The following is a 23,047-nucleotide window of genomic DNA, read 5'->3' on the forward strand; positions in this document are numbered from 1 at the left end:
ATGTTACCCCTACCCAAATTCGAGGCTGTGCATTATAGGTAGCGGCACCGGTGCGGTCAACCGCCGAGGGCCCGAAAAGCACTAATATTTCATGGCCGGCCGCTGCGCCTTCAACCCTGTTCAACCACCGCCTGGTCGATCGCGCCAAAGATGCTGGCCCCGGCCGCATCCAGCATTTCCAACCGTACCTGATCACCGAACTGCATGAAGCGGGTACTGGGCTTGCCATCGCGAATGGTCTCTATCATGCGGATCTCGGCGATACAGCTGTAGCCGGCGCCACCGTCGGCGACAGGACGTCCCGGCGAACCGTCCGCATCCTTGTTCGATACCGTACCCGAGCCGATAACAGTGCCCGCCCCCAGCGGCCGGGTCTTCGCCGCATGGGCCACCAGCGTCGGAAAATCAAAGGTCATGTCCACACCGGCATCGGCCCTGCCAAACGGACTGCCGTTGTAGGACACCAGCAGCGGCAGGTGCAGCCGGCCGCCGTCCCAGGCATCGCCCAGTTCGTCCGGGGTGACACAGACCGGACTGAAGGCACTGGATGGCTTGGACTGGAAGAAACCGAAGCCCTTGCCCAGCTCGGCCGGAATCAGGTTGCGCAGGGAGACATCGTTCACCAGCATCACCAGCTGGATCGCGGCAGCGGCCTGTTCGCGGCTGGCGCCCATCGGCACATCCCCGGTAATCACCGCGACCTCGCCCTCAAAATCGATCCCCCAGTCGGTATCCGCCATCACGATCGGATCGCGGGGACCGAGGAAACTGTCCGAGCCACCCTGATACATCAGTGGATCAGTCCAGAAACTGTCCGGCATTTCCGCGCCGCGCGCCTTCCGCACCAGTTCCACGTGATTGACGTAGGCCGAACCATCTGCCCACTGGTAGGCACGGGGCAGCGGCGAGGCGCAGAGGCTTTCGTCGAAGGCTTCACCGGCGCCACCGTTGACCTGCTCGCTCAAGGATTCCAGTAGCGGCCGCTGTTGTTCCCAGTCGTCCAGTGCAGCCTGCAGGGTCATGCCGGCCCGCAAACAACGCTGCAAATCGGTGGAGACCACCACCAGAGTGCCGTCACGGCCCTGCTTCAAGGATGCCAGCTTCATTGTTTTGCGCCCTCCTTTTCTGGCTGCTTGCCACCCACGACACCGCGCGCAACCTGCTCCCGCTCAATGGATTCGAACAGGGCCTTGAAATTGCCCTCGCCAAAGCCATCGTCGTCCTTGCGCTGAATGAATTCGAAGAAGACCGGCCCCAGCACATTGGCAGAAAATATCTGCAACAGCAGACGCGGTTTCTCGCCGTCGGTAGAGCCGTCCAGCAGGATGCCCCGGCTCTGCAGTTCCGCCACCGGTTCACCGTGGCCGGGAAGCCGCTCTTCCAGCATCTGGTAATAGGTTTCCGGGGGCGCCGGCATGAACTTCGTGCCCGCCGCCTTGAGGCGGTCGTAGCAGGCCAGAAGATCGTCGCAGGCAAAGGCAATGTGCTGGATGCCCTCGCCGTTGTAGGCCATCAGGAATTCCTCGATCTGGCCGCCACCCTTGGCCTCTTCGTTCAGCGGGATACGGATCTTGCCGTCGGGCGCAGTCATCGCCTTGGACAGCAGCCCGGTATACTCGCCCTTGATGTCGAAATAGCGGATCTCGCGGAAGTTGAACAGCTCCTCGTAATAGCGGGCCCAATAGCCCATGCGCCCCCGATAAACGTTGTGGGTCAGGTGATCCAGGGTATGAAAGCCCAGCCCCGCCGGCTTGCGCTCCACTCCCTCGAGCCAGTGAAAGTCGATGTCGTAGATGCTCTGCCCTTCGGCATAGCGGTCGATCAGGTACAACGTGGCCCCGCCGATACCCTTGATCGCCGGCAGGCGCAGCTCCATCGGCCCGGTCTCCACCTGTACCGGCTGGGCACCTTTCTCCAGCGCCCAGTTGTAGGCCAGAGTGGCGTCCTTGACCCGGAATGCCATGCCGCAGGCCGAGGGACCGTGTTCCCGGCCGTAATACCAGGCGGGGCTGCCGGGCTCGTAGTTGGTCACGAAATTGATGTCGCCCTGGCGCCAGAGTGCGACATCCTTGGTGCGGTGCACCGCCACCTGGGTAAATCCCATCGTTTCGAACACTGGCTCCAGCACACCCTTGTCCGGCGCGGTGAATTCCACGAACTCGAAGCCATCCAGGCCCATGGGGTTTTCAAACAGGTCTGCCATCCGGCACCTCCATATGTCATTGATCAACCGCCCGGCGATGCCGGGGCGATACTCAGCCGCAGTATACCGGCACCCGCAATTTAGTTACAAGTGAAACTAAATTGCGGGTGCCGCCGCCCTTCAGCCTTCGTTCACGCCCGCGGCAATGCGATCACCGATCTCCCTGTCGATATTGCGCCAGTACTCAAAGGCCCGCTCCAGCACCGGCGCCGTCACACCGTTCCTGAGATGACCGACGACATTGGCAACCAGGCGGGCGCGGGCGGCATCATCCATGACCTCCCGCACCAGGGTGCGCGGCTGGCCGAAGTCGTCATCGTCTTCACGCAGCATATAGGCCGCGCGCACCATGTCGCCGCTGGCAGGCCAGGTTTCGGTGGGAGGATAGCGGTCGCCGTCGGCCTTCGGTCCACCCTTGGAGTTGGGGGCGTAGACCGGGTCCGACACATTCTGGACCCGCATCGCACCGTCCTTGCTGTAGCTGTGCACCGGCGCCTGCGGCCTGTTCACCGGGATCTGCTTGTAGTTGACCCCCAGCCGGGCGCGGTGGGCATCGGCATAGGCGAAGATGCGTCCCAACAGCATCTTGTCGGGACTCACGCCAATGCCGGGCACCAGGTTGTTGGGCTCGAAGGCAGCCTGCTCGATTTCCGTGTGGTGGTCGGTCGGGTTCCTGTTCAGTGTGAGCTTGCCCACCTCCATCAGCGGGTAATCACCGTGGGGCCATACCTTGGTCAGGTCAAAGGGGTTGAAGCGGTAGGTCTCTGCCTCTTTGAACGGCATGATCTGCACCTTCAGGGTCCAGCTCGGATACTCGCCTCGCGCGATGGCCTCATGCAGGTCACGGGTGTGGTAGTCGCCGTCGGTGCCGGCCAGGCGGTCGGCCTCCTCCTGGGTCAAAAAATCAATGCCCTGGTCAGTTTTGAAATGGTATTTGACCCAGAATTTTTCACCCGCGGCATTGACCCAAAGGTAGGTGTGGCTGCTGTAGCCGTTCATGTGGCGCCAGCTGCGGGGAATACCGCGGTCACCCATCAGCCAGGTGACCTGGTGGGCCGACTCTGGCGACAGGGTCCAGAAATCCCACTGCATGTCGTGGTCCCGCAGGTTGGTATCCGCACGCCGCTTCTGGGAGCGGATAAAGTGCTGGAACTTCATCGGGTCGCGAATGAAAAACACCGGAGTGTTGTTTCCCACCATGTCGTAGTTGCCCTCGGTGGTGTAGAACTTGAGCGAGAAGCCGCGCGGGTCGCGCCAGGTATCCGGGCTGCCGCGCTCGCCCGCTACGGTGGAAAAGCGCTGCAGCACGTCTGTACAGGTGCCGGGCTGGAAGACCGCCGCTTTGGTGTAGGCGCTGACATCGCCGGTGACTTCGAACCGGCCGAAGGCACCGCTACCCTTGGCGTGGGGCTGGCGCTCCGGAATTCTTTCGCGGTTGAAGTTGGCCATCTGCTCGATCAGGTAGTGATCGTGCAGCAGAATAGGACCATCGGGGCCAATGGTCAGGGAGTGTTCGTCGCTCGAGACCGGTATGCCGGCGTCGTTGGTGGTGGGCTTGTGGTTTTGATCGGTCATTAAATAACTCCATGGTGGTTGTGAGTCGGCGTTGCATGCTGCTCACAGGCGCCGGATTTCCTCCCAGATCATTCCCCCGCACCGGTCTACACTGCTAGTTTACGAGGACAGGGATGTTGACTCCCGTTTACAGTGTAGTACATCGGCGCCAGCACCCTGTCTGAATTTCCGTCCAGCCGGCAGTACCGGCCCAATCGAAGAGAGGCCATCATGACAACACAGATGCGCGCGATGCGCTTGCTTGCGCCAGGGCAGGCACTGGAACCGGCAGTGCTGCCGCTGCCCGTGCCCGGTCCCGGGGAATTGCTGTTGCAGGTACTCGCCTGCGGGGTGTGCCGCACGGACCTGCACATCGTCGACGGCGAACTCGGTGAACCGGTACTGCCGCTGATTCCAGGCCATGAAATCGTCGGCCGGGTCGTAGCCACCGGGGCCGATGTCGAGGGCTTCGTCGAGGGCGAACAGGTCGGCGTTCCCTGGCTGGGGTGGACCTGCGGCCACTGCGACTACTGTCTGAGCGGACGCGAGAACCTGTGTCCGGAGGCACGATTTACCGGCTACACGCGCGCGGGAGGCTATGCGGAATTTACCGTCGCCGATGCCCGCTACTGCTTTCCGGTGCCGGGACTCACTGCCCAGGAGGCCTCCCCGCTGCTGTGTGCCGGCCTGATCGGCTACCGTGCCTGGCGCATCGCCGGTGGTGCTGAGCTGCGCCACCTGGGCATCTATGGCTTTGGCGCCGCCGCCCATATTCTGGCCCAGGTCGCGGTTGCCCAAGGCCAGCGGGTGTACGCCTTCACCCGTCCCGGAGACCACACCGCGCAAGCGTTCGCGCGCCGGCTGGGTGCGGTGTGGGCCGGTGATGCCGACCAGCCGCCACCCGCTGTTCTGGACGCCGCAATCCTGTTTGCCCCGGTGGGCGAGCTGGTCCCCCTCGCGCTGGCCCAGGTACGTCCGGGCGGGCGGGTGGTGAGCGGCGGCATTCACATGTCCGATATCCCGTCCTTCCCCTACCGGTTATTATGGCAGGAGCGCAGCCTGCACTCGGTAGCCAACCTGACGCGCCGGGACGGCATAGACTTTCTGGCACTGGCCCCCACCGTACCGGTGCGCACCGAAACCGTGGCCTACTCCCTGGAGCAGGCCAATGAAGCCCTGGATGACCTGCGCAACGGCCGCCTGAGTGGCGCGGCAGTACTGCTGCCCTGACCGCAACGCCAGCACAATGTGAACCGGGTTGACCGGATCCGGGATCGGCCTGTTACTATCCTTGTAAAGCAGCGAGGAACACATAGATGATCGTCGAACAGATCTGGACTGGCAACGCCTACCGCAATTTCAATTACCTGATCGCCTGCCCGGAAACCGGCGAGGCGATGGCGGTGGATCCGCTGGACCATGAAAAATGCCTGGCGCGGGCCCGCGACCTGGGCTGGCAGATCACCCAGGTTCTCAATACCCATGAACACTTGGACCACACCGGCGGCAACAGCGAAGTGATCGCCGCCACCGGCGCGAGACTGCTGGCCCACGCCAACGCCGGCAGCAGTATTGCAGGGGTGGACCGCGGCCTGCAGGCAGGCGATACCGTCAAGATTGGCCGCACCGTCGAGCTGGAGGCGCTGGATACGCCCGGCCACACCATGAGCCATGTATGCCTGCTCTCACATACCGACACGCCGGCGCTGTTCTGCGGAGACACACTGTTCAATGCGGGCGCAGGCAACTGCCACAATGGCGGTCACCCGGAAGAACTGTATGAAACGTTCGCTGGACAACTGGCGCGTCTGCCCGACACTACCCTGATCTACCCCGGCCACGACTACATCGCCAACAACCTCAAGTTCACGCTGGACCGGGAAAAAGACAATCAGCAGGCGCAGCAGCTGTTGCAGGACGTCGGGGAGCAGGATCCGGCCGCCGCCCTGGTCACCACTATCGCCATGGAGAAGGAGATCAACACTTTCTTCCGGTTGTACAGTCCCAGCGTGATTGCCGGGCTGCGGGAAGCGTTCCCGGAACTGCCGCCGGACCCCGGTCCGCGCACGGTATTTCTGAAGCTCAGGGAATTGCGCAACAGTTGGTAGCGAAGGGCAGCTTGTCCGGAGGAGCACAATGAGAATCGAGGAATTGGCCAGCAACTGGGAAGCCGAGGCAACCGGTGAAGTGGCCCTGTTTGAATACGCGGTGCAGTTGCCGCTGGACGATGCCGCCAAACTGGAAGCGCTGACGGAGCTGTTTCCGCGCCGCAACCGCCAGCAACTGATCTCCGAATTGCTGTCAGCGGCGATGGATGACCTGGTTTCCTGCCTGCCCTACGTCCAGGGCGAGCGAATTATTTCCAGGGACGAGATGGGGGACCCGATCTACGAGGATGTCGGACTGACTCCGGCCTATCTCCGGCTCGCCCAGCAGCACAGGCGCCGGCTGCAAGGCGACATGGAAGAATAGATCAGCTTCGCTCAGACCTATTCAACACCACAACAGTCAGAGCCGGCAGCATGGTCAGGGTCACCAAAGTGGAGCCAATAATCCCGGCCATGACGATGACGCCGACCCCCCGGTACAATTCGCTGCCGGCGCCCGGCAAAAATACCAGCGGTGCCAGCCCGGCGATGGTTGTCATGGTTGAAATCGCGATGGGCCGCAAACGCGAACTCACCGCTTCGCGCACGGCTTCTACCGGTTTCATGGCTTCCTCTTTCAGGTTGCTCAGCGCCCGATGCACAATCAGAATCGGGTTGTTTACCACGGTGCCCATCAGAATCAAAAAGCCCAGCATGGAAATCATGTCGAAGGGCTGCCTGATGACGCCCAGGCCAAGAGCAGCGCTGATGCTGCCAACCAGGTTGAGTACTGCCAGCCCGGCAATGCCACCAGCCACTCCGAGCGGGATTGTCGCCAGGATGAGTAACGGGTAGCCCCAATGGCTGAAAATGGCGACCATCAACAGGTAAACGATAACCAACGCGACACCATAATTGCGACTCAGGGAGTCCCTGGTGGCGTCCAATTGATCGGCCGCTCCAGATATATTCAGTGTCACTCCGGCAGGAACCTGGCCGCTATCGCGCAGGTACTGGACTATCTCATCACGCACCACGCCAACCCCCGTTTCCAGCGCCACTGAGCGGGGCGGAATAATATTGAGCGTCACCGTGCGCCGGCCATCAAGCCTGCGGATACTGCTGGTATCCACAGTTTCGACCGTTCGGGCAAAATCGGACAGGGGCAGCGTGCCATACTCTGGCACGTGGATAGCGATTCCCCCAATGCAGCGACATCGGCGTCGGGTCCCTGCTGACTGTAGAGATAGATGTCAACTTTATCGTCCGCCATGAAGAATTCACTGGTGAAGGCCCCATCCGTCAGAGCAGCCACGCTAAAGCCAATGCCTTCAGTGGACAGGCCCAGCTCTGAGGCGCGTTTCCAGTCCGGCCTGATTTCGAGTAGTGGCTGCCCCAGCGAGAGGCTGCCGGGCCGGGTCTGGATACTCGGGTTATCGAAAACGACTTCGGCCCTGGCGTATGCTGCCCGGGCTACAGCGAACAAATCCGCCAGCTCGGCGCCGGAGATGTCAAGGTTGACACTGCGGGTGCCGCCATCATTGCTGCTGATGATGGAACCCCTTGTGACGAAGGCCCGCATTCCCGGATAGGACTCATAGCGTTCGGCCAGAATGCCCGTCAACGCGTCGATATGGCCGGGATTCGTCGATTCGGTGATGATCATCAACTCCTGGGCTGCGATAAAAAGATTGAAGAACTTGAGCGCAGGTACGTCTGACTGGCCACCGGCAAAATCGTCAGGGTCCGCGCCGAGGTGAGGCGTGAAGTACTGTTGCAACTCGAGCCCGATGTCTTCCATCGTCGCCATATTGTAGCCTGGTGGCGGGGTCATGAACGCGAAGGCCCTCGCTTCCTCTCCCTCAGGGAGATATTCCGCCTCTGGTGTCAACAGCACCACGATTGCAATGCTGATCGCAAACGCGGTGACGATGGTGATACATCGCCGCCGGGTCGTCGCCATGAGCCAGCCGATACGATCCGTCACCCATGTCTGCCAGGGAGGGGACTGGTCACTGTTGTGCCTGGCATCACTTCGGGTATCCGTGCCCAACAGCCGCACGCTGGCTGCGGGGATCACGGTAACGGCTACCAGCATGGATGCCAGGATAGACGCCGATATGGCCACCGCAACATCAGAGTAGAGCTGCCCTGCCTCTTCGACGATAAAGATCACCGGCAGAAAGACCATCACCGTGGTCAGCGTGGAGGCGAGCACGGCAGGCCAGACCTTTTGCACACCGGCGACCGCCGCCGGCAGCGGTTTGAGCCCCCTGCGCCGTTCCAGCACGATGCTTTCCAATACCACAATGCTGTTGTCCAGCGTCATGCCGATAGCAAAGGCGACACCGGCCAGAGAAATGACATTGATGGTTCGTCCCGCCAGCAACAGGCCGAGGAAGGCAGCAATGGTACAGATGGGAATCCCCACTACGCCCAGCGCCGTGGTGCGGATGGAGCGCAGGAATACGAACATGATGGCCATTGCGAGCAGGGCACCCAGACCCAGGTTTTTCCAGACATTGAAAACCGAGTCCTCGACGTAACCCACGTCGTCAGCGGTCAGTTGCAAAGTCATCCCTGAGGGTTGAGCAACTCCTGGTTTATCAGTTCCACCTCCTGCATCATCGCCTGTTTAATGGCGATGACATTGGAGCCGCTCTCCCGGCGTATAGCCAGACTGATAACCGGGCTGCCGTTGACGTAATTCATGTCACGGATACTGAAATGACCCAGGCCAACGTCGGCCACGTCAGACAGGTAGGTAATGCCATCGCCGTGGCGGTCCAGGATCAGGTTCCGAAGATCGTCCAGCTCCTCGAACCGGCCCACCGTGCGCAGCAGATACCGGCGTTTTCCGCTCTCCACTTCTCCCCCGGATATGTCCCGGTTTCTGTTTCGTATCGCATCGCGAACCTGGAGCGGTGTCAGCTCCCGCTCTGCCAGACGTTCCGGGTGCAGATGGATCTGTATTTGCCGCTCGGCCCCGCCTCCCACGCTGACTTCGGAAACCCCGGCAACGCCGGACATGCGTGGCCGGACATTGTCTTCGATGTAATCCCGCATCATGTCCATATCCAGGCCCTGCGGATTGCCTTGCATCGGCGCGACACGGAAATACATGAAGGCACTGTCAGAGAACGATGTGGCATAGACGCCGGGTTCGTCCACATTCTCCGGATAACTGGGCACCTGGGTGAGAGCGTTATTGACGCGAATCAGCGTCTCATTGAGATCCACGCCAAAGGGAAATTCGAGCTCAATCTCGGCGGTGGCAAAGTTGGCGGTGCTCTGCATTCTCTGCAGGTAGGGAATATTGCGCAGATATTCCTCTTGTTCGACAATGATTTCCTTTTCCACATCCTGGGGCGTGGCGCCGGGCCAACTGGTACGAATGGAGATGGTGCGCACCTCCAGATCCGGTATCATTTGCACCGGAATCCGGATTGCGGCAACGATGCCAAGAAGACAGACAATCAGGACAGCAACGGCAACCAGAATACCGTGGCGGACGATAAGGGCAAACATCACTGCCCCCCTGCGTTCGGGTTGGCCTCGGTCAACCTTTCCAGGCTTACCGTGATATCGTCCTGCAGGGCCTCATTGCCTCGCGTGACCACTATGTCCCCGCGCTTAGCCCGGATTTTATTTCCAGCCAACCGTTATTGCTGATGCCCGGGTCAACCCGTACTTCTGTCGCGGTGCCTGTCGAGCCGGCTTCAGAGGCTCCGCTGACACGCCACACGGTCACCCGGCCGTCCGGGTAGCGAATCAACGCATCGCGCGGAACCTGGACACCTGACCGCTCCATTCCCAGCTGCAAGAGTCCGGAGGTGGCCATTCCGGGGATCAGGGCGGGAATATTGTGCGGCGGGCTGATCCGGATTAGAAAGGTACGTGCACCGATCTCGCTCAGTGGAACCTTGCGATGAATAGAGCCGGTGAATACCTGCTCAAAGTGGGGATCAAAACGCAATTGCACCCGCGCCGACTCCGAGACCCGGGAAAAATACCGTTGTGGCACCTGGAAATCGATCCACAGTGGATGGGTAGCCACCAGGCCCATCAGGTCCTCGCCCGGCGCCACCCATTGGCCGACATCCATGTTTCGCGCACTGATGACGCCGTCATACGGCGCGTGGATGCGGTGCCGGACCACTTCCGCTTCCAGCCACTGAAGGTTGGCTTGAGCGACACCCAGAGCCGCGCGCTGTATCCGCTCCTGTGCTTCCAGCGCACGCACCTCGCTTTCAGCAATAGCGCCATCCCGCAGCGATTGAGCCTCCCGCAATCGCCTTTCACTGTCTTGCCATTGCGCCCGGACTCTGAGCAGATTCGCCTGAGCCTGATCCCGGTCGATACGCACCAGTTCATCATCCAGTTCCACCAGTACTGCGCCGGCTTCCACGCTATCACCCACATCAACCGCCAACTGCCGAATCAGGCCGGAGACCTCGGTAGACAGCCGGGAGTGGCGCCCCGCCACGACAGAGCCGGTAAGCGGAACCGACTCGATCAATGGAGACTCCACAACCCGGATTGCTTCAACACCTGGCGGCGCCTGGGAATATCCGGCCGCGGCGTAGCCGAGGAGGCCAACCGTAATCAGGAACAATACCCGCGCCCGAGAGCGAAGCAGGCGCGGTGCCTGGTCGGGAATTTTGCCTATGTCCAGGTTCATGCTGATGGTCATCTCCAAAGCAACTTGAGGCTGAAATTTCGCCAGCCAGGCACTGGCTCACAGGCGAGAACAATATGGCAAGGCAATGGCATCCCTGAATGCCCGAATATATTGAATGGCTGCCTGTTTCTCCGAGCACCCGGATTCCTGCTTTGGAGGCATGGATTTTGGGGATACAATCTGCAGTGAGGAGTTTGTTGACAGGTACAGACAGATGAACGAATCGGAGAAGCAGGAACTGGCCTCCTTGATCGGCAAATTTGCACGGCAAGAAGGTGTCAATGCGACACCAATTCCCGGCGTGTTCTCGTTCAAGGCCAGCACTACCGAACGGCTTACTCCCAGCGTATACGACCCCTCGTTGTGTATCGTGGCGCAGGGTCGTAAACAGGCAATGCTGGGAGAGGAGATCTATTACTACAATCCCTCGGACTATCTGGTGGTGTCCGTCGATCTGCCAATGATCGGCCAGGTCACCGAGGCTTCGACAGACAATCCCTATCTCTGCATGAAGATCAGGCTGGATTTCCAACAGATTTCCGAACTGCTGGTCCGCGACATGGACACTCACGGCAGCAAGCCATTACCCAGAACCCGGGGTCTCTTTGTTGGCAAGGTTGAGGAGCCAATGAGCGAAAGCGTCTTGCGGCTGGCGCGACTGCTGAATAGCCCGGAAGATATTCCTGTTCTGGCGCCAAGCATGATCAGGGAAGTGTACTATCGCTTATTGCGCAACAATTACGGCAGTACGATGGTCCATACGGCGCTCAAGGGCAGTAACATGCAGCGCATTGCCTCCGTGATCCGAAAGCTCAAAGCTGAACTGGATCAACCGATAAGTGTGAAAGCTCTGGCCGAACTGGCCAACATGAGCGTTTCAACCTTCCACCTCCACTTTAAGTCGGTAACAGCCATGAGTCCGCTGCAGTTCCAGAAACGGCTGCGCCTGATAGAGGCACGGCACCTGATGTTGTCACGTGACCTGGATGTTGCCGCCACGGCGTACCAGGTCGGCTATGAAAGCCCGTCCCAGTTCAGCCGCGAGTACGCCCGCATGTTTGGCAAGCCGCCCGGACGGGATATCAGTCAACTACGTCAGCACGTCCATCCACAAGCAATGAACCTGAACGAGCAGCACTTTGCAGCCAGCTAAACGGGCAGCAATTGGTCATGCCCAATTCACAGGCCATTGGCCTGCATGTTGGCATACAAGCTCGGCCCCGCTGGAAGTTCTCTGAGCTGACATCATAACGTCACACGCATATGGCAGAGTTGCCGTACTTGAAGTCCATAGAAGGAGTACGACGATGGGACTGAGTTTCTGGCAGATTGCGTTGGTGGTGGTTCTGTTCCTGCTGTTGTTCGGCCGGGGCAAGATTCCACAACTGATGACGGACCTGGCGCAGGGCATCAAGAGCTTCAAGAAGGGTGTGGAAGCAGACGAGCCGGAGCAGGCCAGGAGCGATGATCGTTTGACCGGGACAATAGACACCCGGCCTCAGCCGGCAAACACCCGACCAGTCGAAGAAAACTAGAAGAAAACCGATGGCCCTGGGGCTTGCGTCTGCGAGCCCTTTGATTGATACGGCTTTTTCCCTACCCTGCCTGCATTGCATCTATAATTTATAGCTTCGGTTCGATTCGCCAACACAGACGGCCGTCCCTGGCCGAATACTGTTAAACAGAACGTTGCAACAGCCGGATCAGCTGTTTTAAACCACGTTTGCGGCACTTGTCCGCAAACGTAGTCACAAGCTAAGCAAGACTGTTTTCCAACAGCCTATCAGGCTTCCAGAAGATGATCGCGTTGCTCATGCTGTTTGCGCGTGCGACGACGAAGCACCACCACGTTCAGCAGGCCCGCGCTCATCAGCAACAGAGAGCTGGCAACCGGTACTGAACTCATCTGGACGTCCATCATGTAATTGTAGGACGCAGCATCGCCCACTGGGCCTTTGCCGCCTACAATCAGGGTGTAGAACCCCGCATCCTGCAGGGAGATATCACTCAGCAGCGAGTCCAGTCCAAAGATACTGGTGCCCGCCACATAACTGGCAGCACCAATGTCTCCGCTATTGTTGAACAGGCCCGCGAGAAGATCAAAATTGGAGATCTCACCGTAATAGAGACTGAAACCGCCATTGAAATCATCTGTACTGCTGACCCCGACAGACAAGGTTTGCCCGGCTGTGGCATCGAAGCCCCACAGATTGAGCTGTTGTTCGCCGAACTGGTTGAGACCGAACCCGGGGTTTGCCCAGGAATCATTGCTGGTAACCGTTCCGGCGTAGCTGCCGGAGCCAAGTATTTCACCAAAGTAGTGCATCGGAAGGGCTTGTGCTCCGCTGGCAGCGGCCAGCAATACACATGCGGTAAGGAGCTTTTTCATGAATGTAATTCCTTTTGGAAAAGTGTTTTTAATGAGAGGCTGTTACAGAATGCCTTCGTTCCAGGGACCAGTGATGGCGAAGGTAATGCCGGGTGATTGCACGTTGGCAAAGAGCCAGCGATCATGGAAGGTGGCGCCGCACCATTCAGCGCCGGTGTAACTGCCCGGGCTCATGGCAGCCGCAACGCCGGGAAAGTAGCCATCGGCCAGCGCGATATCAGCGGCGCTGAGCTCGACATTATTGCGGGCAAATTCGAATACATCGCCCATCTGATTCAGACCAATAAGGCGAGACAGTGGACCGCTGCGATCTTCGCATATCAGGATGCCGCCGCGTGGGCTGATGGTCAGATTATCGGGAGAGACCGGATGAGTAGTTTGATTGCGAGTTTCAAAAATCAGGGTGAGGGTCTCGCGGCGAGGCTCGTAGGCAAAGACCTGGCCGCGAGAAATGCCGCCGCCGCTGGTGGAGGTAAAATATACCAGGCCGGTGTCGTACCAGCAGCCTTCCAGCCGGGCAAAACGGGCGGCGCCCTTGTCGGCTCCCTGGGTGTAATTGCGCGGATTAATTGACTCGGGATCGTCGATAACGACCCATTCGGCTTCCCAGCTGGTGCCGTCTGCATAGCTATTGGCCATAGGCGCATTGTCAGTGCCTTTGATCTTGAGCATTTCCAACACGCCGCCCGCATGCAGCTTGCCATATTCATTGGGACGGAAGCGGTAGAAACCAGAACTGGAGCCAGCATCTTCGGTAATATACACGTATCCGGTCACAGGATCAGTAGCGGTAGCTTCGTGAGCGCGGCGGCCCATGGCCTTGATGGGTTCGGGTTTCGCCAGGCCGAAACCCGGCACTTCAAAGATCCAGCCGTGAGGCTTGCCATTGTAGCTGGCCGTAGTCTCTTCAGCAGTAAGCCACGTGCCCCAGGGCGTAACACCGCCGGCGCAGTTGGTGGAAGTGCCGCTGATGCTCATATAGGACGCGAGCCAACGCCCCTTGAACGTATCGAACACCAGGTTGCTGCAACCACCGCGAGCACCCGCATTGTACATGGCGGACGATGGCACCGCGTCACCGCCGCCGCGGATTTCGTGGTTGCGCACCATTACCACGTTGTTTCCCTGTGAGGCCACAACGCCCATGCCATCATGCACACCGGGAGTTGGAGTACCATCCTGCATGATTTGCCCCTGCCAGCCATAAGACCAGTATTTGAAACCTTCTGGCAATTGCAGCAGGGGCAAACCGGTAATTTCGTCCGCAACCGGGGCGACGGGACCATAGTCGTGGGTGAAGGCATTGGCACGTCCGCTGGCCAATGCACCAAAAGAAATGGCAGCCGCACCGGCGGCGCCACCCTTCATGAAATCCCGGCGATTGACGATAGGCTGTACAGCAGGTTCAGAGTTTATTTCAGTGGCATCATTTACCACAGAGCTGGATTCAAGACTGGCATTCACGGGTAATCTCCCTATATTGAGTTTAGTCATGCTGCGACGAGCTTGAGAGAACGGCTTGGCGTTTTCTTCAAGACTCGATCTGGGAGACTACTATTCAAGTGTGAAATGCCGGCAAAGCTTTTATGACAATGCGAACACAGTTCCGATATTCCTGAAGCCAGCGGCTGCCTGAGAGTCGTCTGGCGATTGCCTGGCTAGTCCGCTCGTCGTTTTCTGGCACCTCGTCATCAACCTGCGCTGGCCTGTTCTTTCAAAGCCTGCCTTTCGGTAAGCCAGATTAGCCAGATTGAACTTTCGTACAGAATCAATACCGGTGTCCCCAGTGCGATCTGGGAAATGAGATCCGGCGGGGTAATCAGTGCCGCCACAGCAAATACTGCGACTACCGCATAGCGACGATTGGTCGCCAGGACGCGGGAGTTGACCATGCCCACACGCGCCAGCAGCAGCAAAACCACAGGCAGTTCAAAACTGAGGCCGAACGCCAGAATCAGGCGGATGACCAGCCCCAGATACTCGCTGACCCGCGCTTCCAGCTCGACAGGAATGGACGTCTGTTCCACTCCGGTTTCAAAGCTGAGGAAAAAATCCCAGGCCAGTGGAAACACCACATAATAGGCTAGAGCCGCACCGGCGAAAAACAGGATTGGGGTCAGCGCAAACAGCGTTGAAACCCAGCGCTGCTCATGCCGGTAGAGCCCTGGAGCAATAAACCGCCATAGCTGAATGAGGATGAGAGGGAGCGTCAGAAAAAGAGCGGCAAAGAAGGCCAGCTTCAAATGGGTGAGAAAGGCTTCGTGCAATCCGGTATAAATCATTCGGCGGCCCGCTTTTTCGCCGAAGACATCCACCAGCGGTTGCATCAGGAAATTGTAGATGGGCTCGGCCAGAAGGTAGCAAACCACAAACACGAAACTGAACACCAACAGGCACTGAAGCAATCGCTTGCGCAGCTCTACCAGATGCGCGAGCAACGGCGCCCGGCTCAGGTCCAGATCGTCTTCTTGAGTCATAAGCCCTCCTTGGGGGCAGGTGTTCTCGATCCGGACCGCCGTGCTATTTTTTCAGATCCTTCATGGCCTCGTTATACATGGCCTCTACTTCCTGATTGTGTTGCGCATCCCGGCTAGGCTCTGCGGTTTCCATGGCGCGCCGGACATGCTCCGGCAACAGCTCATAGTAATCGGGGGTCTGGCGCCCATCCGGACCACTGGCGAGTTCGATTTCGGTTTCCAGTTTATGGATACTCTGCAGGGATTGCCGATACAGCCGCTGCACCCTTCCCCAGAGTTTACCGGCGCCGCGGGCCAGCTTGGGCAAATCCTTGGGCCCGACAACAATGAGGGCCAGAATGGCCAGAAAACTGAGTTCCACCCAGCCGAGATCAAACATGGAAGCAATTCCCTGCAGTGTGGGATGTAACAGCTACTCTGCCAGAGGCATGTGACCGAACAGTGACAGGGAGGCTCACGTACCAGGCGAACAGGGGCGTACCGGATACCCCCCTGCCCGTCGTGTGCGAGGTGTGTTGCCCTCCCGAAGCATCAATGCCGAAGGACTTGCAGCGCCTTCTTCAGTGAGCCATCCAGATCGCCAGGTCGGTAGGCGCCGGGTTCCTTGCCGAATCCCACGCTCAGCCGATTCCAGCTATTGATGGCGACGACAGTGAAAGTAATGTTCAGAATGTCGGCCGTGGAAAAGTGCATCGCCAATTCCGTATAGCACGCATTCAGGTCCGCACCCGAATCCAGCCGTGTCAGGGCCTCGGTCCAGGCCAGAGCGGCACGCTCAGCCAGGGAATGGACATTGGCCTCGCGCCAGGTTGTCAGTAGATACACCCGAGCCCCGTCTTCGCCGGCCGCCGCGAGGTCCTTGGTGTGCATATCAACACAGAAGGCACAGCCGTTGAGCTGGGAGGCGCGCAGTTGTATCAATTCCATCAGTACCGGATCAAGATCCGAGTCGCGCAGATAGCCGCTCAGAGCCGAAAGGGCCAGCAAGGGTTCCCGTGCGGATGGCTGTTTGAAATAATCAAGTCGCTGGGTCATAAATGCCTGTCTCCATCCTAAACTGTGGACGTTACCCAAATCGGGTACAGCAGGGACGTTTCACCTGCCCGGAATGTGACTGTTGGACGTGAAATAGTGCGGCCCTGTCACAATCGGGCCGCCTGAACCGTCCCCGCTCAGGACCCTCATTTTCACCCGGAGACGTCATGGCCGACAAAGAAGCTCTCTACCAGCAGGCCCGCCCCAGGCTGTTTGGACTGGCCTACCGCCTGCTGGGCAGCCGGGTGGATGCCGAGGACCTGGTTCAGGATGCCTGGTTCAAGTGGCGGGCAGCGGACGAAAGCCTTGTTCATGACGCGGAAGCCTGGCTGGTTACCGTGGTTACCCGCCTGGGTATCGACCGGCAGCGGCAGGCCAAAGCCCGGCGGGAAACCTATCTCGGGCCCTGGTTGCCAGAACCGCTGCTGGATGAACCCCCTCTGGACGGCGAGGCGCTGATGATCCTTGCGGCGGACCTGTCCATGGCCTTTCTCGTAGCCCTGGAACGCCTGGGACCCGAGGAGCGTGCCGCCTTCCTGCTGCGCGAGGTATTCGACTACAGCTACAACGATATCGCTGCCGTACTGGGCAAGAGCGAGATGGCCTGTCGGCAGTTGATCAGCCGGGCACGCAAGCGAGTGCGGGACGACCGGGTGCGCTACCCGGTTCGGGAAGATCGGCAACGGCAACTGGCAACGCAGTTCGCCGAGGCGTTGATGAGCGAGGACCGCGAAGGCTTCACGCGCCTGTTGGCACGGGAGGTGGAGTGGGTCTCTGATGGAGGCGGCAAGGCCAGAGCGGCCAGTCGCCCGATAACCGGAGTACGTGCAACCACGCGGCTGGCCATGGGCCTGGTACGCCGCTGGCGGGGCAAGCTCCAGGTACAGGTAGCCACCATCAACGGCCAGAGCGGTGTGTTGCTCTGCGTGGAGCGACGAATCCTGTCAGCCTGGGCGCTGGAAACTGATGGACGGCAGGTCTGCAGCATTTATTCTGTGGTCAACCCGGACAAGCTGCGCTCGTTAAAACGCGCCCCGGTAATCAATTTACCAATAGGTTAAACTATTACGGATTTATACTACATCCAACAGCTTTTCAGTGCCAAGCAGTTGTTTTCTATCAACAATCATGGCTTGCTCCACAAGCTTCTTCCCCGCGATAAAGTCTTTCATCCTGTTTACCGTATCAACGGCGATAACCCGACCTCCGCGCAGATAGATCAGGCTGAAGCTTCGACTATCCGGGTCGCCACGCGATAGTGTTTCATCGTAACCGTGATTAAGGCCCGCAGTTTGAAGTTTCAAGTCATATTGATTGGACCAGAACCAGGGCACATCCTTGTAGGGTTTTGGAGCGCCCAATATAGCACTCGCCGCCGCCCTGGCCTGCCCCACGGCATTGGGTACGCTTTCTATCCGCAAATAGGTATCTCCGGCAAAACTGTTGGCATGGCAGGCACAGTCGCCAACGCTGAAAATGTCCGGCAACGACGTTCGGCATAGCTCATCCACCTCTACGCCATTGGAGCACTTGGCCCCTGCCGCTTTCAGAATTTCATAATTGGGCACCAAACCAATCCCGGCAATGACAAGGTCAGCATCAATTTTCTCGCCATCTTGCAACACAACAGATTTAACACGACCGTTCTCACCGGCTAAGCTGGCTACGCCAGTGCCTGTGCGAATATTGACTCCCTGGCTGCGATGCTCGGCCTCATAGAAAGCGGATATTTCTTTCCCCGCGACGCGGGCCAGCACTCTATCTTCAACTTCCAACAAAGTAACTTTCTTGCCCTGCTTGATCATCACTGCTGCAGCTTCCAGACCAATATAGCCGCCACCAACAATGACGATATGCTGTGCTGTTTCAGCCTCGGATAGCAGCAGATCGACCTGTTGCCGCGTACGTATAACATGGAGCCCGGCAAGATCACTACCCGGCACAGGCAAGGGACGGGCAAAGCCTCCGGCAGCCCAAACCAGCTTTTTATAATAATATATCGATCCTTGATCCGTGGTTGCACTATGGCTGTCGGCGTTGATGTGATTGACACGCTGCCCCAAACACAGGGCAATGCCATGTTGATGCCAAAAATCAGGCTTGCGCAACGCCAGTTGTTCAACTGTCTTTTCTCCCGAAAGATAGTCTTTTGATAGTGGCGGGCGTTCATAGGGCGCATCGGGTTCATCGCCGATTATAGTGATCGAACCATCGAAGTTGCCCTGCCTGAGGCTCATCGCAACTTGAACACCGCCCTGGCCTGCTCCAACAATAAGAATATCGGTGCTGTATGTCATATGGCCTCTGATTATTTCAGTTTAATCTTCAGGAGCAATAACTACCCTCATCCCATTGAGGTCATCGGAAATCGTTACCTGGCAGGACAAACGGGAATTCTCATTCCGGTGAGATGTACTATCCAAAAGGGCATCTTCGTCCTCACTGATCTTTGGCAAATTTTGCATAAACCCGGGCTCGATATAGACGTGGCAGGTTGCACAGGAACAGCATCCACCACAGATTGCCGCCACTTCATCTATACCGGCCTCCCGGATTACCTCCATCAAACTCATATCGTTTTCTGATTCCACGATATGCTGTTCATTTTCTCTGGTAGAGATGGTAATACTCGGCATGGGGGCTTCTCTATCTTTAATCCATCAGAAGAACGTTGTAAGGTTCTTGAACAGTAACTTGCTCTGATCCAGAAAAATGGAGCGCTTTTGGACAAGGAAACCATGATCGGTAATGCGCAGAACATCGATGCGCTTGCCCACGAACAGACGCACCTCTTCCTCACGGCGGTTCACATAGACGATAAACCTGCTCTTGACCGTCACGTCTGTTTCCGATCGACTCTGGATGCGGATATTGGTGATGATATGAGTAGTGCGGGAAAAGGGTTCTTCGGCCCAGTGATCGCCGCCCTTGAGCTGCATTACGCGCTGGAGAAGCGTCTTCTTGTCCTCGTCGAACCAGGCGGCATCTGATTGCTCGCGTGTATATTCCGCCTCGGTATCATTGTGTTTGACATTTCTCGCAAGCGGCATCCAATAGCGGGCATCTTCCGCAAACAACTCCAGCCAGGCATCAAAGTTCCTTTCGTCCAGAAGCTCACCTTCATAGGCGAAAAAGTGCTCGATCTTTTCCTTCAACATTATATATTCACTGTTTACCGTGTCTCCCACACGCTCAGCCGCGCTTGTCGTGTCCTGATTCATTTGCTTTCCTCCTGTCCGCGGCTACGGACCGGATGTCCCATCATCTCAGACCACCGCTGATAGAACACCCGCTGCGCATGTTCGGATACGCCTTCATCGACATAGGCTCCCTCACCCAGCCAGGGTACGGGCCAGGCCCATTTGGCCTCCCCCATATGAAGCATATAATTCATCGGTAAGTGTTGCGCAGCAAGGCTTTGCGCGCCAACCTGGGCCGAGGCCCAGTTCTCGATGTCGTCCTGCTCCACCATCCCCGAGGGGCCGCCATAGCGCAGCAGATAATGCCGCAAGGCGTCTTTGACTTCCTGCGGTGCTTTCTTGGGCACGAAGTACCACTTCCACATTTCCGTCCTGCCCGGTGACCTTGGCACCGCCAGCGTAATTTGCCAACGATTGGCTGAATTGTAGGCAATGCTGGGAAACACGATACCGCCCCGGTTAAGCAGGCGCCCCTTTTCGCCCAGCCGCTTCTGGCGCGCGTCATGTGCCTCACGGAAATAGTCGTCTACCTCGGGGATTTGCGACCACTGCGAATGATACTCCCGCTGTTCATCGTCATAGAGATTAACACGGGCGGCATGTCCACCCTCCGGATAGGCGACATTCAGCGTCTTGAAAGTGTGTTTGTCGGCATTCCACGCATGGCGGCCACGCAGGCCGGAAAGGGCAATACCGACGCGCTGTACCGAATTGTGGCTGACATCATGATAGAGGTCACCGGCGCTATTTTCCGCGCCCAGCTTCCAGTTGCTGTGAATTTCAAACTTCAGAATACCGTCGACCACTTCGAGACCGTCGTCCTCGCCATCCGGGCCCTGCAGAAAATCTCGCAACATCAACGTCATGTCGCCCAGCGTTTCCTCGAAGGGCAGTACTTCGTCATTGAAAGTTGCCCAGATCGATCCGTAGTAGCAGGTTACCCGCGCTTTGACCAGGCCCCACTGCTTGCGGTCGAGCCTGTCGCAGTAGCCTTCCTTTGCCAGCGGCAGTCCGGTCAGATCCCCTTTGTTCGAGAAAGTCCAGCCGTGATAGGGACAGGTGAACATCTTGGCATTCCCCTGGTCATACCGGCAGACCGGCATGCCACGGTGGGTGCAGACATTGAGAAGCACCTGAACCTCACCGTCTGAATCACGCGTTACGACAACAGCATCCCGGCCTGCCTGGGAGAGAAAGAAATCGTCACTGTTCGGAATCTGACTCTCGTGCCCCACAAATAGCCACGACTTGCCGAAGACCTCGGTTATCTCTCTCTCAAAGATCTTTTGATCCGTAAAGACCGTTCTGTCCACCAACCCCGCTTCAGCATCGACCAGTCGCTCATCATTTGAATTACATTTCATGTTAACGTCCTTATCTTTTGCCACTTGCAACAACTACTCGCCTGATTAACACTTCTCGTTTGATTAAAAGCAGCAAACCCGCCCATTAGCCAATGTAGAATAAGTTATCATGGCATAGCATTTAATGTCAACAAGGCTTCATTAATGACTGCACACCTGTAACAGCGCGGCATTTAGCCCATAACGGGCGCTTTGAAGGTTCAATTCGGGCTACAGATTGATGTGTGTCGACTGAATCATGGATACAGCGGCACTACACCCTTTTCCCTGGCGTAGGATTCGTAATCCGCAACAAGTTCTTGCAGCTTTGCCGGCTTCAGGTCGGCCAGATCACTGGTTTCGCCTGGATCGTCGGCAATATTGAAGAGCTGCCAGCGCCCTTCCCCCACGGACCTGACTGGAGCTCCCTTTTCAGGTTTTGGCAGGAATACAGCTTTCCAGTCACCTTTACGAAGCGCGCGGCGGTAGAGGAGCTCATAGCCCAATGGCTCATCCGCAGAGCGCACGATTGACATCCGTCCATTCAACACTTTGCGCATGCTGCGCCCTTCGTACGGCAGGATGGGTCGGCCGGCAAAGCGAGCCGGCTGAGAAAGTCCGGCGAGATCGAGCAACGTCGGCGCCACGTCACGGACATCCAGATTGGCATTCAGTATCCGCCCTCCACCTTTGACAAGCTTACCGGCGGCAAAAGCGGCTACGCGGATCCCTCCCTCTGTAGGGTAGCCCTTCATGAGCCGGGAAGGTGTGGAATTCGCCTGCGCCCAGCCCGGACCATAGGACACGTAACTGGTGGCATTGCCGATATTTTCCAACCCGTTATCGACGCCGATTTCAGGCGCTGGCGGGAGGTTATTCAAATGATCGGGGCTAAGGTCCTCGCGACCATCCGGTCCGTTATCGGCGAGGAATAGGACAAGAGTGTTATTGTACCAGCCAAGCCGTTTCAGCGCGGCAACCAGCCGGCCGATATTCCAGTCCATGCGATCCACCATCGCGGCATAGACCTCCATCTTCCTGGCCTCGATTTCTTTCTCCTCGGTGCTCAAGGAATCCCAGGGCCTGGCAAGCTCCATGGCGTGAGGAACGGCGTCGAGCGGAACCAGGCCCAGTCGCTTTTGGCGGGCCAACCGCGCACGGCTCAGCACTTCATAGCCGCCGTCATAGCGTCCTTTATATTTCGCAATATCCTTTTGCGGGGCCTGAATCGGCCAATGTGGGGCCGTAAAGGCAAGATAGGCGAAGAAAGGCCGAGAATCGTTCGCCTGACCGGCCCCGTCCTCCAGCAGACGGATCAGTCGATCGGTAAAATAATCCGATGAGTATGCGCCTTCGGGGAACCTGGCCGGCCTGCCGTTTTCACGGTATGTCGGCGCAAAACCTGCCTCCCGCCAGGCCCGGCTCTGATCTGTGCCGAAATGATTGGATGCACCATCAAGGAGCGCAAAACTCTGCTCGAAGCCTCGTACCGATGGCCCTCTATCGGGTGTCATACCCAGATGCCACTTGCCGCTCATCAAGGTCCTGTAGCCACCGGCGTGCAGCAGTTCTGCGATGGTGGCGACACGATCGTTCAGATATGTCTCATAGCCGGGCACACCGCGCGTGGCCTGATTGGGCAACTCAGCCATGGTGCCAAGTCCCGCTTGGTGATTGTCGACACCACTCATCAGCATGGCGCGAGTCGGGGAACATGCCGGTGCCGTGTGAAATCCGCTGAAGCGTACGCCGGAGTACGCCAATGCATCCAGATTGGGCGTTGCAATCTCGCCGCCGAAGCTGCCGAGGTCCGACCAGCCCAGATCGTCAGCAACAATCACCAGGAAATTGGGTCGCTGTGCCAATGGCTTGTCCGGCAACACTTGTTCTGCAACGGAGGGCTGGGCAGCGGCGGGCGGGAAACCCGCAGCCAGTGACGCAACAAGAGCGATTACAAGATATAGCTGCATTGATATCAGCGCCGCCACGACTTCAAACACATTGAGCTATTTCCAGATGCATCCAATCTTGCCTCACAAATTTGTTTATTATTGCATATGTTATGGTAGCATTGTATA

21 protein-coding genes and 1 pseudogene are annotated in these 23,047 nt (G+C 58.1%); 6 read left to right on the forward strand and 16 right to left on the reverse strand.

What is annotated here, in order from left to right; all coding sequences use genetic code 11:
- Positions 1 to 110: 110 nt before the first annotated feature.
- The 3 genes from G3T16_RS05235 to G3T16_RS05245 form a co-directional block, all read right to left on the reverse strand.
- Entirely contained in the window at positions 111 to 1,106 is a 996-nt protein-coding gene (locus G3T16_RS05235) for a fumarylacetoacetate hydrolase family protein (protein WP_163494132.1), read from the reverse strand.
- Positions 1,103 to 2,203: a 4-hydroxyphenylpyruvate dioxygenase gene (gene hppD / locus G3T16_RS05240; RefSeq protein WP_163494133.1), complete on the reverse strand. Its 1,101-nt coding sequence runs from the start codon at positions 2,201 to 2,203 to the stop codon at positions 1,103 to 1,105. Before hppD ends, G3T16_RS05235 begins: the two co-directional genes overlap by 4 nt.
- Before the next feature lie 120 nt (positions 2,204 to 2,323).
- On the reverse strand, positions 2,324 to 3,778 hold the full coding sequence (locus G3T16_RS05245) for a catalase (RefSeq protein WP_163494134.1): 1,455 nt from the start codon (positions 3,776 to 3,778) through the stop codon (positions 2,324 to 2,326).
- A 210-nt stretch (positions 3,779 to 3,988) separates the two neighbouring features.
- On the opposite strand from G3T16_RS05245, the gene G3T16_RS05250 reads away from it, so the two are divergent.
- From G3T16_RS05250 to G3T16_RS05260, 3 genes are all read left to right on the forward strand, one after another.
- Complete coding sequence (locus G3T16_RS05250; protein WP_197911912.1) at positions 3,989 to 4,987, forward strand: zinc-dependent alcohol dehydrogenase family protein; 999 nt, start codon at positions 3,989 to 3,991, stop codon at positions 4,985 to 4,987.
- Between the two features lie 86 nt (positions 4,988 to 5,073).
- Positions 5,074 to 5,865, forward strand: a complete 792-nt coding sequence (locus tag G3T16_RS05255; protein ID WP_163494135.1) for a hydroxyacylglutathione hydrolase — start codon at positions 5,074 to 5,076, stop codon at positions 5,863 to 5,865.
- A gap of 28 nt (positions 5,866 to 5,893) precedes the next feature.
- A complete protein-coding gene (locus G3T16_RS05260; RefSeq protein ID WP_163494136.1) occupies positions 5,894 to 6,229 on the forward strand; it encodes a hypothetical protein in 336 nt (111 codons plus the stop codon).
- Position 6,230: 1 nt separating this feature from the next.
- Here G3T16_RS05260 and G3T16_RS23000 read toward each other — a convergent pair.
- From G3T16_RS23000 to G3T16_RS05270, 3 genes and pseudogenes are all read right to left on the reverse strand, one after another.
- A pseudogene (locus G3T16_RS23000) lies at positions 6,231 to 8,422 on the reverse strand (efflux RND transporter permease subunit).
- Positions 8,419 to 9,372: an efflux RND transporter permease subunit gene (locus G3T16_RS22400; RefSeq protein ID WP_269473285.1), complete on the reverse strand. Its 954-nt coding sequence runs from the start codon at positions 9,370 to 9,372 to the stop codon at positions 8,419 to 8,421. Before G3T16_RS22400 ends, G3T16_RS23000 begins: the two are co-directional and overlap by 4 nt.
- Positions 9,373 to 9,463: 91 nt before the next feature.
- Positions 9,464 to 10,525: an efflux RND transporter periplasmic adaptor subunit gene (locus G3T16_RS05270; RefSeq protein WP_163494137.1), complete on the reverse strand. Its 1,062-nt coding sequence runs from the start codon at positions 10,523 to 10,525 to the stop codon at positions 9,464 to 9,466.
- Between the two features lie 214 nt (positions 10,526 to 10,739).
- Here G3T16_RS05270 and G3T16_RS05275 point away from each other — a divergent pair, with 214 nt between their 5' ends.
- Entirely contained in the window at positions 10,740 to 11,678 is a 939-nt protein-coding gene (locus tag G3T16_RS05275) for an AraC family transcriptional regulator (protein ID WP_163494138.1), read from the forward strand.
- Positions 11,679 to 11,832: 154 nt separating this feature from the next.
- Positions 11,833 to 12,060, forward strand: a complete 228-nt coding sequence (gene tatA, locus G3T16_RS05280) for a twin-arginine translocase TatA/TatE family subunit (RefSeq protein ID WP_163494139.1) — start codon at positions 11,833 to 11,835, stop codon at positions 12,058 to 12,060.
- A gap of 248 nt (positions 12,061 to 12,308) precedes the next feature.
- Here the strand turns inward: tatA and G3T16_RS05285 are convergent, their stop codons facing one another.
- From G3T16_RS05285 to G3T16_RS05305, 5 genes are all read right to left on the reverse strand, one after another.
- Positions 12,309 to 12,914 (reverse strand): hypothetical protein, encoded by a 606-nt coding sequence (locus tag G3T16_RS05285; RefSeq protein WP_163494140.1) that lies wholly within the window; start codon positions 12,912 to 12,914, stop codon positions 12,309 to 12,311.
- A 42-nt stretch (positions 12,915 to 12,956) separates the two neighbouring features.
- Complete coding sequence (locus tag G3T16_RS05290) at positions 12,957 to 14,378, reverse strand: alkaline phosphatase PhoX (protein ID WP_197911916.1); 1,422 nt, start codon at positions 14,376 to 14,378, stop codon at positions 12,957 to 12,959.
- A gap of 227 nt (positions 14,379 to 14,605) precedes the next feature.
- Positions 14,606 to 15,391 (reverse strand): twin-arginine translocase subunit TatC, encoded by a 786-nt coding sequence (tatC, locus tag G3T16_RS05295; RefSeq protein ID WP_163494142.1) that lies wholly within the window; start codon positions 15,389 to 15,391, stop codon positions 14,606 to 14,608.
- Positions 15,392 to 15,434: 43 nt separating this feature from the next.
- Positions 15,435 to 15,770, reverse strand: coding sequence for a Sec-independent protein translocase subunit TatA/TatB (locus tag G3T16_RS05300; RefSeq protein WP_163494143.1), 336 nt, complete (start codon positions 15,768 to 15,770; stop codon positions 15,435 to 15,437).
- 152 nt (positions 15,771 to 15,922) lie between these two features.
- Positions 15,923 to 16,426: a carboxymuconolactone decarboxylase family protein gene (locus G3T16_RS05305; RefSeq protein ID WP_163494144.1), complete on the reverse strand. Its 504-nt coding sequence runs from the start codon at positions 16,424 to 16,426 to the stop codon at positions 15,923 to 15,925.
- Positions 16,427 to 16,593: 167 nt separating this feature from the next.
- Here G3T16_RS05305 and G3T16_RS05310 point away from each other — a divergent pair, with 167 nt between their 5' ends.
- Positions 16,594 to 17,487: an RNA polymerase sigma-70 factor gene (locus G3T16_RS05310; RefSeq protein ID WP_163494145.1), complete on the forward strand. Its 894-nt coding sequence runs from the start codon at positions 16,594 to 16,596 to the stop codon at positions 17,485 to 17,487.
- A 12-nt stretch (positions 17,488 to 17,499) separates the two neighbouring features.
- On the opposite strand, the gene G3T16_RS05315 is transcribed toward G3T16_RS05310, so the two are convergent.
- The 5 genes from G3T16_RS05315 to G3T16_RS05335 form a co-directional block, all read right to left on the reverse strand.
- Positions 17,500 to 18,723: an NAD(P)/FAD-dependent oxidoreductase gene (locus G3T16_RS05315; RefSeq protein ID WP_163494146.1), complete on the reverse strand. Its 1,224-nt coding sequence runs from the start codon at positions 18,721 to 18,723 to the stop codon at positions 17,500 to 17,502.
- A 21-nt stretch (positions 18,724 to 18,744) separates the two neighbouring features.
- Positions 18,745 to 19,062 (reverse strand): 2Fe-2S iron-sulfur cluster-binding protein, encoded by a 318-nt coding sequence (locus G3T16_RS05320; RefSeq protein ID WP_163494147.1) that lies wholly within the window; start codon positions 19,060 to 19,062, stop codon positions 18,745 to 18,747.
- Positions 19,063 to 19,086: 24 nt separating this feature from the next.
- The gene (locus tag G3T16_RS05325; protein WP_163494148.1) at positions 19,087 to 19,647 is read right to left on the reverse strand and encodes an aromatic-ring-hydroxylating dioxygenase subunit beta; all 561 of its coding nucleotides are present in this window, start codon (positions 19,645 to 19,647) and stop codon (positions 19,087 to 19,089) included.
- Complete coding sequence (locus G3T16_RS05330) at positions 19,644 to 21,014, reverse strand: aromatic ring-hydroxylating oxygenase subunit alpha (RefSeq protein ID WP_163494149.1); 1,371 nt, start codon at positions 21,012 to 21,014, stop codon at positions 19,644 to 19,646. Before G3T16_RS05330 ends, G3T16_RS05325 begins: the two co-directional genes overlap by 4 nt.
- Positions 21,015 to 21,226: 212 nt before the next feature.
- Positions 21,227 to 22,969: an arylsulfatase gene (locus G3T16_RS05335; RefSeq protein ID WP_232059277.1), complete on the reverse strand. Its 1,743-nt coding sequence runs from the start codon at positions 22,967 to 22,969 to the stop codon at positions 21,227 to 21,229.
- Positions 22,970 to 23,047 lie beyond the last annotated feature (78 nt).

The organism is Kineobactrum salinum (assembly GCF_010669285.1).
In the GTDB taxonomy this organism is placed as follows: domain Bacteria; phylum Pseudomonadota; class Gammaproteobacteria; order Pseudomonadales; family Halieaceae; genus Kineobactrum; species Kineobactrum salinum.